The following is an 11,820-nucleotide window of genomic DNA, read 5'->3' as shown; positions in this document are numbered from 1 at the left end:
AATAAATATCTTATAGCGGTGGAATCCGCAGCACCTGACCCGGGTAGATTTTGTCCGGGTGCGTCAGCATTGGCTTGTTGGCCTGAAAGATGATGTCGTTCTTTGCGCCGTTGCCTTTGCCATATTGGGCTTCGGCAATTTTCCAGAGATTGTCGCCCTTTTTGACCGTGTAGAAGACAGGCTCGGCACCGGTCGTCCCGGCACTATCGACTTTCAGTTCCGAAGCTTCCACCTTGGAAACGCCGAGCGAGTTACCGACAGCGATAATGGCTTTTTCAAAAGCCGATTGATCCTTTACAGTTCCAGTCAGCACGGCCTTGTCGCCCTGCACGCTCACCTGCACGCCGTCGGTGCCGAGATTATGTGAGTCGAGTTCCTTCTTCAGATCATCGGCTTTGGGTTCATTTTCACCAAAACCAAGTTTGGTTCCGACCGACTTCACGAAATCGAAAATTCCCATGCGGCAAATCTCCCTGTTGTTACTACCGTATCGCTTAATCAAACCCGTTACCGGAACACGCAAGGCTTCCGGTATCTCAAGTACCTGTAAACTACAGTGCCCATCAAATTGGTCAAGTCTGGATTCTTCAATAAGTTCTTGCACTTAATTAGCAGTTTAATGAGCACTAACGGCCCAGATTGGTCTTTGCCAGTTCCACGATCTCATCGCCACGACCGCTTATAATGGCTTTGAGCATATAAAGGCTGAAGCCCTTCGCCTGTTCCGCCTTGATCTTGGGTGGCATCACCAGTTCCTGCTTGGCTGTCACCACATCGACAAGAACCGGACCCTCATGAGCAAAAGCCTGTTTTAATGCTTCCGGCAGATCAGCGGATTCCTCCACGCGAAAGCCTTTTATACCGATGGCTTCTGCCATGGCTGCAAAGTTCGGGTTTTCAAGGTCGGTCCCAGAGGTCAAATAGCCGCCAGCTTTCATTTCCATCGCCACGAAGCCAAGTGAGCCATTGTTATAAACAATGATCTTGGCAGGCAGATTGAGCTGCTTCAATGACAGGAAATCGCCCATCATCATGGTGAAACCGCCATCGCCGGACAGCGAAACGACCTGTCGTTCCGGTGCTGCAGCCTTTGCGCCCAGCGCCTGAAGCATGGCATTGGCCATTGAGCCATGATTGAACGAACCGAGCAGGCGGCGCTTGCCGTTCATGGTGAGGTAGCGTGCAGCCCAGACAGTTGGCGTGCCGACATCGGCGGTAAAGATCGCATCTTCATCCGCAATCTCATTGACGAGGCGGGTGAGATATTGCGGGTGGATCGGCTGGCCCGGTTTTGATGGTGCTGCCAGATCATCTAGTGCCTCGCGCGCCTTGGTGTAATGCGTCTTCGCCGCATCAAGGAATTTCGTGTTGCGACCGGATTTGAGCTTCGGCAGAAGAGCGGTGATTGTTTCGGAAACATCACCTGTTATGCCAAGCATGATGGGCGTGCGGCGTCCGAGTTGTGAAGGATCATTGTCGATCTGAACGATCTTTGCCTTGTCGGGATAGAAGTTGCGATAAGGGAAACTGGTGCCGAGCATCAGCAGCGTGTCGCAGTTGAGCATGGCGTGATAGCCGGATGAAAAGCCGATCAAGCCGGTCATGCCGACATCGAAGGGATTGTCCCATTCGATATGTTCCTTGCCGCGCAGCGCATGAACCACCGGCGCTTTCAGTTGTTCGGCCAGAGATACGACCGAATCATGTGCGCCAGCGCAGCCACTGCCTGCCAGAATGGTGACTTTTTCTGTGCTGTTGAGAATATCTGCGAGCTTTGCGACATCCTGATCAGACGGAACCATGCGTGGAGGCGAGATCTGCGTCCAAGTCTGCTTTGCCCCTTCAGGTGCCTGCTTGAGCGCAACGTCACCCGGAATGACGATCACGGCAACGCCGCGCTTTCCGATAGCTGTACGCATGGCGCGGTTCAGCACTTCGGGCATTTGTGCAGGGTTGGAAACCAGCTCAACAAAATGGCTGCATTCGCGGAACAGTTCCTGAGGATGGGTTTCCTGAAAATAATCGAGACCGATTTCTGACGAAGGAATATGGGCTGCAATTGCCAGCACGGGCTCACGGTTGCGGTGACAGTCAAACAGCCCGTTGATGAGGTGCAGATTGCCGGGGCCACAGCTGCCAGCACAAACGGCCAGTTCGCTGGTGACAGCCGCCTCCGCCCCTGCGGCGAAGGCTGCGGTTTCCTCATGGCGGACATGCATCCAGTCAATCTTGCCAAGGCGTCTGAGGCTGTCATTCAGTCCGTTGAGGCTATCGCCGGTGACGCCCCAGATACGTTTGACACCTGCTTCGGCCAAGGTTTGAGCTAGAAGATCCGCAACAGTCATGCCCATGATTTCACCCTTTTCACAATCCTGTAGATCAAGTTAGGGCGCGAGACGGATGTGGGAAGCCGTCAAATGGCATCAATCAATGCCATTTGAATTGGAAAATTTATTTTGTGCAACTCTCGATGAAACGAGCGAGAAAAGCATCGAATTCCGCTGGCTTTTCGCGGAATGGAGCATGTCCAGCATCGTCGATAACGTGGGTTTTGCCTTCCCAAAGATTACCGAATTTTACCTTGGAGACGAAGTCGAGTTCGACGAAAGGTTCATCGCACCCATTGACGACTGCAATGGGAAGCTTTGCTTGAGCAACGATGTCGCGCTGGTTGCCGCCAGTGCCTGCGGCAAATTTTTCAAACATGATGCGGCGTGCGCGGCCGTCGGTACGGGCAACAATGTCGAGAAGCGATGCCTCGAATGGTTCGCCACAGGTGCTGCGTGCGTAAGAATCCACATCGCGTTCAGAGAAGACTTCCTGTCCGGCAAGCGCCATGTCGGGTCCGCTCTTGAACCCCTGCCCCACTTCCTCACGCGCCACGGGTGGCGTTCCGGTAATCATAAGGCCACGCATTTCAGGATAACGGGCTATCATCTCGATACCGATATGGCCACCGAGCGACCAGCCGAAAACGACAGCATCGGCAATGTCGAGCTGTTGCATGACTTCCGTCATCGCATCCGCATAGCCTTCCATCGAATAGCTGCGATCAGGATCAATCGCATCGGAAGATTTGCCATGGCCCGGAAGATCAGGCGCTATCACGCGCCATTTTTTGCCGATTGTACCTTCGAGCTGTGGTGCGAAAATTGCACCCGAACTTGAATTGCCATGGATCATCAGGAGGGGCGCACCCTCGCCTTCGCTTTCACGCACAGCAATGCGGCCATGGCTGGTTTCAAGCTCGTGATAATTGATTGTCATGTTGTCTGTTCCCAAAATGCGATAGTCTATTTGTTTTTAAGCGCATCTTCTTCCGATCGAAACGGGACCAGAAATCAGTCCGGTGGGCTGATTTCTCTGCGTAGGAGGTTTCCACTTTTTTGGATGCGCTTAATCGTAAGAAACCTTGCCACGGCCCTTCTTGATGTCCGAGCGGCCGGCCTTGGCCTTGAGGCGGCGTTCGACCGAGCCTTTGGTCGGTTTTGTTTTCCTGCGTGGCGGCGGCGGTGGAATCGCCGCTTCCCTGATCAGTGCAATCATCCGCTCGCGTGCATCTTCGCGATTGCGTTCCTGCGTGCGGAAGCGATTGGCTTCGATCAAAATGTCACCATCCTTGGTGCCTTTCTGACCGGCGAGTTTGAAAAGGCGGGAAAGCACATCTTCGGGCAGACCGGAGCGCGTTGCATGAAAGCGCAATTGTACGGCGGTCGAAACCTTGTTGACGTTCTGACCACCGGGACCGGATGAGCGAATAAAGCTCTCCTCCAGATCGTCCTCGTGGATCGTCAGGCGGTTGGTGATGCGAATGATGTTGCGGCTTTCTTCCATGATGGAAAGTGATACACCGCTTTCTGACGCATGTCTCCCAAAAGTGGGAACCGGTTTTGGGATAAAGACATGCGTAAAAACAAATGGATAGAGCGATCGCGGTGGATACGATCAAGCGCGATACGCTCTATCCGTTAGACAAAAGAAAAACCCGGCCTTTCGGCCGGGCTTCTCCTCCTCCTCAGGATATCAATCACATCTATTCTGCGGCGATCTGGGTGGCAGGTGCTGCATCCCTCACGTCGTGATCGACATGGCTTTCAAATTTCTCGAAATTGTTCACGAACATATCGACCAGCTTTTGCGCCTGTGCGTCGTAAGCTGTCTTGTCAGCCCATGTCGAACGTGGATCGAGAATGGATTTGTCCACACCTGGCACGTCAACCGGAACCGCAAAGCCGAAATTCGGATCCGTGCGGAATTCCGCGTTGTTGAGCGAACCGTCAAGCGCTGCTGCAAGAAGTGCACGGGTTGCCTTGATCGGCATCCGCTTGCCGATGCCATAAGCCCCACCGGTCCATCCGGTATTGACGAGCCAGCAATCGACCTTGTGTTCGGCGATCAACTTGCGCAGCAGATTGCCGTATTCCGATGGATGGCGCGGCATGAATGGTGCACCAAAGCAGGTCGAGAACGTGGCTTCCGGTTCGGTGACGCCCTTTTCCGTGCCTGCAACCTTAGCGGTGTACCCGGACAGGAAGTGATACATGGCCTGTGCCGGTGTCAGCTTGGCAATCGGAGGCATCACGCCAAAGGCATCGGCGGTCAGCATGATAATGTTCTTTGGCTGGCTGCCCTTGCCCGATGCGGATGCGTTGGGAATGAAATCGAGCGGATAGGCGCAACGGGTGTTTTCGGTGAGCGATCCGTCATTGAAATCCGGCTGGCGTTTTTCATCCAGCACAACATTTTCCAGAACCGTACCGAATCGTTGTGTGGTGGCATAGATTTCGGGCTCGGCTTCCGCTGAAAGGCGGATCGTCTTTGCATAACAGCCACCTTCGAAATTGAAGACACCATGTTCGCCCCAGCCGTGTTCGTCGTCACCGATCAACGTCCGGCTTGGGTCGGCCGAAAGCGTAGTCTTGCCGGTGCCGGACAGTCCGAAAAATACGGCCGTGTCGCCGTTCGGACCTTCATTGGCCGAGCAATGCATCGGCATGACTCCCTTGGCAGGGAGAAGATAGTTGAGAACGGTGAAGACTGACTTCTTCATTTCGCCGGCATAAGAGGTGCCGCCGATCAGCACAATTTTGCGGGTGAGATCGACTGCGATCACCGTTTCGGTTCTCACGCCATAGCGTGCAGGATCGGCCTTGAAGGAAGGCAGATCGATAATGGTCATTTCCGGTACATAAGAAGTGAGTGCGGCTTCGTCCGGGCGGATCAGCAGATTGCGGATGAACAGCGAATGCCATGCATATTCGGTGACAACACGCGCATTGATCTTGTTATCCTGATCGGCGCCACCGATAAGATCTTGTACAAAAAGCTCCTTGCTTTTCGCATGATCAATGAAATCGGCATAGAGAAGCTCGAAAGCCTCCGGAGTCATTGGCTTGTTGTTGTCCCACCAGACCTGATCTTCGGTGTTTGCATCGCGAACCACGAACTTGTCTTTTGGCGAACGTCCCGTGTGCTGGCCCGTTCTAGCAACAAGCGCTCCTTGTGCGGAAAGCTCTGCTTCGCCACGGCGAATAGTCTCTTCATAAAGCCGTGCCGGTCCAAAATTATAAAAGACTGCGGACAGTTCCTTCAATCCTGAAGTGGAAATGGAAGCGGCAGTATTGTGGATGCCGATCTCTTTCATGGTCTCTCCGCCATCTGGTTCAAAATTTGGTTTGCCCCGGTCTCTTTTAAACGGGATGGCAGTCAGAAACAGATTAATCAAATTAAATCAAATATTTAATCGATTTAAAAATATTGAAAATTTTTTAAATCGTTTAACTTAAGCGTTGTTATGGCTATCCACAGTTTGGAACTGTTCTGGTTGGTGTTGACCAGCGAAAAAGATTCCACGGCAAGTATTGTCGCGATGTTGAGTGATTGCCACATTTTGTACCTAATTTGTACTGCACAAGCTGCGAGACTATAATAAGATCGACGCGCTTACCGGCGTTTGGTGATTTACACCGCTGCTATTATCGGGGCGGTTTTAATAAGGAGAAGGTTCGCATGAAGGAAGCTTCGGCAACGCAGACAATTGCGCTGGTCGATGATGACCGCAACATCCTGACCTCCGTTTCCATTGCTCTGGAGTCGGAAGGCTATCGCGTAGAGACATATACCGATGGTGCTTCTGCCCTAGATGGGCTGACAGCGCGTCCACCGAACCTTGCAATCTTTGATATCAAGATGCCGCGTATGGACGGTATGGAACTATTGCGCCGTTTGCGCCAGAAGACGGACCTTCCGGTAATATTTCTGACCTCGAAGGATGATGAGATCGACGAATTGTTCGGCCTCAAGATGGGTGCGGACGATTTTATCACCAAGCCGTTCTCGCAGCGTCTTCTGGTCGAGCGTGTGAAGGCGGTTCTTCGCCGCGTTGCGGCACGGGATGGTACGGCAAAGCCGACAGGTCAGCAGGCCAAGTCGCTGGAACGTGGTCAGCTGGTTATGGATCAGGAGCGCCACACCTGCACATGGAAAGGTGAGCCGGTAACGCTTACCGTGACGGAATTCCTTATCCTTCATTCGCTTGCACAGCGCCCCGGCGTCGTAAAAAGCCGTGATGCACTGATGGATGCGGCTTATGATGAGCAGGTCTATGTCGATGATCGTACCATCGACAGCCACATCAAGCGCCTCCGCAAGAAGTTCAAGTCAGTCGATGACGACTTTGAGATGATCGAAACGCTCTATGGTGTCGGTTATCGCTTCCGCGAAGCTTAAGAAAGCATTATCAGACCACCGGGCTTTTTTATTCGGTCCGGTGATGTTTTAAAAAGGCAAGATTTCAGCGACATGGTCACCGAAACTCGCAAAGACAGCGCAGTGACTATGAGAGAGCGCAGGGCGCGGCGGCAACGCTCGCTTTTCCTGCGCCGTCTTTTTGCGCCTTTTAGCAGGTTTCTAGGCCAGTTTCTGTTTTCAAGTCTGACTCGCCGTATTCTGTTTCTCAATATTGCCGCGCTTGGCGTTCTGGTTTCAGGTATTCTCTATATGAATCAGTTTCGCGAGGGACTGATTGATGCCAAGATCGAAAGCCTTCTCACGCAGGGTAAAATCATTGCCGCTGCAATTTCGGCATCGGCTACAGTCGATACGAATTCGTTGATGATTGATCCTGAAAAACTATTGGAGTTGCAGGCCGGGCAGAGCATTACGCCCTCGCCCGATTCGCCGGACAATTGGGAATTCCCAATCAATCCGGAAAAAGTGTCGCCGTTACTGCGTCAGTTGATTTCTCCAACCAGCACACGTGCGCGCATTTATGATCATTACGCCAATCTGCTTCTGGATTCTCGTTCTCTTTATGCGCCAGCCTTTGCGTCCGGCGGTCCCGTGTTTCGTTACGATCTTCCCGCAATCGAAGAAGATGAGCCGAGCATTTGGGAACGCTTTACCATGTGGTTCTCACGTTTGTTTTATGGTGGCGGTCTTCCGCTTTATCAGGAACAGCCGGGTGGAAATGGTCTTGCTTATCAGGAAATCGTTCGCGCTCTGACTGGCTCTCCGCAAACCGCACAAAGACGCAATCAGCAGGGAGAGCTGGTTGTGTCGGTGGCTGTTCCTATTCAGCAATCCCGTGCCATCCTTGGCGTTTTGTTGCTTTCTACAGAAGGTGACGACATCGACAAGATCGTTCAGGGAGAACGCATGGCCGTTTTCCGGGTGTTTGGCGTTGTCGCTGCTGTGATGGTAATTTTGTCGCTGTTCCTGGCCTCGACGATTGCGAGCCCGCTGCGCAAGTTGGCAGCTGCCGCTGACCGTGTACGTCTTGGCGTAAAAAGCCGCGAAGAGATACCGGATTTCTCCGAACGGCAGGACGAAGTGGGACATCTTTCGACATCAATCCGCGCGATGACCGATGCGCTTTATACGCGAATCGAGGCGATTGAGAGTTTCGCGGCTGATGTGAGTCACGAGCTCAAAAACCCTCTCACTTCGCTACGCAGTGCTGTTGAAACACTGCCACTGGCGAAGAATGATAATTCGCGTAATCGCCTTCTTGATGTTATCCAGCACGATGTGCGACGCCTTGATCGCCTGATTACAGATATTTCGGATGCCTCGCGCCTTGATGCCGAGCTTGCCCGTGAACATTCTGACCGTGTCGATATGAAGACGCTTCTCAACAATCTTGTCCTTGCGGCGCGAGAAGTGCGTCGTAACAAGGTAGGTACCGAGATTGTTTTCAATACAGGTAAGTTGCCGTCGGGTAAAAAGGGCTTTTTCGTCGCCGGTCACGATTTGCGGCTTGGACAGGTTGTCAGCAATCTGATCGAGAACGCACGGTCCTTTGTACCCGAGGATACGGGCCGGATTATTGTTACCCTGAGCGGCGAAGGCAGTCGTCTGAGGGTTACCGTTGAAGACAATGGCCCCGGCATTCCAATCGAAAACATAGAGCGAATTTTCGAGCGGTTTTATACGGATCGCCCGGCTTCGGAAGCGTTCGGACAGAACTCCGGGCTTGGTCTGTCAATTAGTCGTCAGATTATTGAAGCACATGGTGGTGTGTTAAGCGCTGAAAACATCATCGACGCCGATAGACCGGATCATATGCTGGGCGCGCGCTTCATTGTTGATCTCCCAGCAATCACATGATCCTGACATGACACCGGAAGAACAAAAAAGCGGCCTTCACGCAACCACCGTGCAATTACTCGGAAGAGGTGTGATGCTGATGGGGCCATCGGGTGCAGGTAAAACAGAGATTGCACTCACTCTGATTGAGCGTGCGCTAGTGCGGGGGGAAAGCGCTTCTCTCGTTTCAGATGACCGTACTCTGCTTCGTGCGGAGGGCAACAGACTTATTGCCAGCGTTCCCGATTCTCTGGCTGGAGGCGTCGAGATTCGCGGCGCCGGTCTTTTTCGTGTTGCTTATGTGAAACAGACACCACTTGATCTTGTGGTCATTCTGGTGAGCCGTGATGAGGCGGAACGCTATCCGGGTGGTGAAAGCTGGCAGTTTGAAGGCATTGAAATTCCCCGTTTGCTTTTGCCTTCCCTTTCATCAAACGGCGATTCCAACGCACTTTCGCGCGCTATCGAGGCGAACCTCTTCTATAAACCCTGGCCATGAATGCTTGAACGAAAAAGTGCCCAACGCTGCGGCATTTTGCTTTTTTCAAGGCAAATTTGAAATTTTTCACTTGCTATCAAGATTTGCAATGCCAAGATGCACAACTCGTCGGCGGGGTTCCGGCGATTTTTGTGTCATCTGCGCCTGTGAAGGGGTTAAGCGGCGGGCACGCGACAGGAGCTTTTAAAGTATGATCGGACTCGTGCTTGTTACGCACGGAAGGCTGGCCGAAGAGTTTCTCCATGCTGTTGAGCATGTAGTTGGCCCGCAAGACAATTTCGAGACCGTATGTATCGGTGCCGAAGATGACATGGAACAGCGTCGTCGGGATATCGTCGATGCTGTGGCCAGGGCTGATAATGGTAGAGGTGTTATCGTTCTGACGGATATGTTTGGCGGAACTCCATCCAATCTGGCGATTTCGGTGATGGAAGAAGGCAAGATCGAGGTGATCGCAGGCGTGAACCTGCCGATGCTCATCAAGCTTTCCAGCGTTCGTATTGGTGGAGACATCAAGACGGCATTGCGCGAAGCGCAGGATGCGGGACGTAAGTACATCAATGTTGCAAGTCAGGTTCTGACGGGAAAGTAACCCATGCATCCAACTGTAGCCGTTACCGGCGAATACGATGCCGATAGCGCTTTGTCCCGGTCTTTTGAGATCGTCAACAAGCGCGGTCTTCATGCCCGCGCATCCGCAAAATTTGTGCAGCTCGTTGACAGTTACAACGCTCATGTCCGCGTCAGCAAGGACGGAATGACTGTTGGCGGCACGTCGATCATGGGTTTGATGATGCTGGCAGCCTCTCCGGGCTGCTGCATCGACGTTCGCGCATCCGGCGAACAGGCCGACGCCGTGCTCGATGCGCTTCAGACACTTATTGCCGACAAGTTTGGCGAGGAATGCTGAGACTCCAGGCGTTTCGATACTTCCCATTCAATTGATATAGACACATAAAGATTTCTTTATGTTGCGTTGTGCTGGCCGTATTGATCTGCTAATCAGAACGCCAGCCGAAGCCCTTTTGCATTCTTTTGGGCTTCTAAACAAATTTGATTGGAGCAGATGATGACCGCAAGTCAGGATTTTGTCGTCAAGGATCTCGGTCTGGCCGATTGGGGCCGTAAGGAACTCGATATTGCTGAAACTGAAATGCCGGGCCTGATGGCCGCGCGCGAAGAATTCGGCAAGTCGCAGCCGCTCAAGGGCGCGCGCATCTCCGGTTCGCTGCATATGACGATCCAGACTGCCGTGCTGATCGAAACACTGAAGGCGCTGGGCGCCGAAGTTCGCTGGGCTTCCTGCAATATTTTCTCGACGCAGGATCATGCTGCGGCAGCGATTGCCGCCACCGGCACGCCGGTTTTCGCCATCAAGGGCGAAACGCTTGAAGAATATTGGACCTATACCGACAAGATCTTCCAGTGGACGGATGGCGAACCATCCAACATGATTCTCGATGATGGTGGCGATGCCACCATGTATATCCTGATCGGCGCGCGCGCTGAGGCTGGCGAAGATGTTCTTTCCAAGCCTGAAAGCGAAGAAGAAGAAGTTCTGTTCGCGCAGATCAAGAAGCGTATGGCTGAAACGCCGGGCTTCTTTACGCGTCAGCGCGATGCGATCAAGGGCGTGACCGAAGAAACCACCACAGGCGTCAACCGTCTTTACCAGTTGCAGAAGAAGGGCCTACTGCCCTTCCCGGCAATCAACGTCAATGACAGCGTCACCAAGTCGAAGTTCGACAACAAGTATGGCTGCAAGGAATCGCTGGTTGACGGCATCCGCCGCGGCACAGACGTGATGATGGCTGGCAAGGTTGCCGTCGTCTGCGGTTATGGCGACGTTGGCAAAGGCTCGGCTGCATCGCTCGCAGGTGCCGGTGCACGCGTCAAGGTTACGGAAGTCGATCCAATCTGCGCATTGCAGGCTGCAATGGACGGCTATGAAGTGGTAACGCTCGATGATGCGGCTCCGACTGCTGACATCGTGATCTCGACGACCGGCAATAAGGACGTCATCACGCTTGATCATATGCGCAAGCTCAAAGATATGGCGATCGTCGGCAATATCGGTCACTTCGACAATGAAATTCAGGTTGCAGGACTGCGTAATCTGAAATGGACCAATGTGAAGCCACAGGTCGATCTGGTAGAATTCCCCGATGGCAAGCGCATCATCCTTCTTTCGGAAGGTCGTCTGCTCAACCTCGGCAATGCAACCGGTCATCCAAGCTTTGTGATGTCGGCTTCCTTCACTAATCAGGTGCTGGGTCAGATCGAACTCTTTACACGTACCGACGCGTATAAGAACGAAGTTTATGTCTTGCCAAAACACCTCGACGAGAAGGTTGCACGTCTGCATCTCGACAAGCTTGGGGCCAAGCTGACTGTGCTTTCTGAGGAACAGGCCGCATATATCGGCGTAACGCCCCAAGGTCCATTCAAGTCGGAACACTACAGGTATTAATTCACTGTTAACCATACTGCTACATCTTGTAGGTCGGGCATCTTTACGTTGCCCGACCTTTATTTTTGCGTGCAACACGCTTCACGCGGATTCACGGTGAGGGTATTGTGAAGACGAATCAATGTGTTTTGACGGGTGTTTGCGTTGGGCGTTTTTTGCCGGTTCAGGCGAAAGACGGGCGACCTATTCATCCTCGAAACATGACTGGCTTCTAGCATTGTGGCGATGCGACAGGGCCGGACACAGGAATTTTGTAATGCGGGAG

11 protein-coding genes are annotated in these 11,820 nt (G+C 52.8%); 6 read left to right on the top strand and 5 right to left on the bottom strand.

Translation table 11 applies throughout. The annotated features are described in order from the left end of the window. Window positions 1-10 precede the first annotated feature (10 nt). From lysM to H5024_RS01525, 5 genes are all read right to left on the bottom strand, one after another. Entirely contained in the window at window positions 11-460 is a 450-nt protein-coding gene (lysM, locus tag H5024_RS01545; RefSeq protein WP_187543708.1) for a peptidoglycan-binding protein LysM, read from the bottom strand. A gap of 166 nt (window positions 461-626) precedes the next feature. Then, window positions 627-2,351 (bottom strand): ubiquinone-dependent pyruvate dehydrogenase, encoded by a 1,725-nt coding sequence (gene poxB, locus H5024_RS01540; protein WP_187543707.1) that lies wholly within the window; start codon window positions 2,349-2,351, stop codon window positions 627-629. A gap of 100 nt (window positions 2,352-2,451) precedes the next feature. Further along, complete coding sequence (locus H5024_RS01535; protein ID WP_187543706.1) at window positions 2,452-3,267, bottom strand: alpha/beta hydrolase; 816 nt, start codon at window positions 3,265-3,267, stop codon at window positions 2,452-2,454. Between the two features lie 129 nt (window positions 3,268-3,396). Beyond that, the gene (arfB, locus tag H5024_RS01530; RefSeq protein ID WP_187543705.1) at window positions 3,397-3,834 is read right to left on the bottom strand and encodes an alternative ribosome rescue aminoacyl-tRNA hydrolase ArfB; all 438 of its coding nucleotides are present in this window, start codon (window positions 3,832-3,834) and stop codon (window positions 3,397-3,399) included. Window positions 3,835-4,033: 199 nt separating this feature from the next. Next, complete coding sequence (locus H5024_RS01525; protein WP_187543704.1) at window positions 4,034-5,644, bottom strand: phosphoenolpyruvate carboxykinase; 1,611 nt, start codon at window positions 5,642-5,644, stop codon at window positions 4,034-4,036. A 365-nt stretch (window positions 5,645-6,009) separates the two neighbouring features. Here H5024_RS01525 and H5024_RS01520 point away from each other — a divergent pair, with 365 nt between their 5' ends. From H5024_RS01520 to ahcY, 6 genes are all read left to right on the top strand, one after another. Continuing rightward, a complete protein-coding gene (locus H5024_RS01520; protein ID WP_187543703.1) occupies window positions 6,010-6,729 on the top strand; it encodes a response regulator transcription factor in 720 nt (239 codons plus the stop codon). A 72-nt stretch (window positions 6,730-6,801) separates the two neighbouring features. Next, the gene (locus H5024_RS01515) at window positions 6,802-8,607 is read left to right on the top strand and encodes a stimulus-sensing domain-containing protein (RefSeq protein ID WP_187543702.1); all 1,806 of its coding nucleotides are present in this window, start codon (window positions 6,802-6,804) and stop codon (window positions 8,605-8,607) included. 7 nt (window positions 8,608-8,614) lie between these two features. Then, window positions 8,615-9,085 carry an HPr kinase/phosphorylase gene (locus H5024_RS01510; RefSeq protein WP_187543701.1) on the top strand — a complete coding sequence of 157 codons (471 nt, stop codon included), beginning with the start codon at window positions 8,615-8,617 and terminating at the stop codon, window positions 9,083-9,085. Between the two features lie 190 nt (window positions 9,086-9,275). Further along, window positions 9,276-9,677, top strand: coding sequence for a PTS sugar transporter subunit IIA (locus H5024_RS01505; RefSeq protein ID WP_187543700.1), 402 nt, complete (start codon window positions 9,276-9,278; stop codon window positions 9,675-9,677). Window positions 9,678-9,680: 3 nt separating this feature from the next. Then, the gene (locus H5024_RS01500) at window positions 9,681-9,995 is read left to right on the top strand and encodes an HPr family phosphocarrier protein (RefSeq protein WP_094578520.1); all 315 of its coding nucleotides are present in this window, start codon (window positions 9,681-9,683) and stop codon (window positions 9,993-9,995) included. A gap of 159 nt (window positions 9,996-10,154) precedes the next feature. Further along, complete coding sequence (gene ahcY, locus H5024_RS01495) at window positions 10,155-11,555, top strand: adenosylhomocysteinase (RefSeq protein WP_187546514.1); 1,401 nt, start codon at window positions 10,155-10,157, stop codon at window positions 11,553-11,555. Window positions 11,556-11,820: the final 265 nt, after the last annotated feature.

The sequence above is a fragment of the Ochrobactrum sp. Marseille-Q0166 genome, from assembly GCF_014397025.1.
GTDB lineage: Bacteria > Pseudomonadota > Alphaproteobacteria > Rhizobiales > Rhizobiaceae > Brucella.
This window is presented reverse-complemented; position numbering and strand designations above follow the sequence as displayed.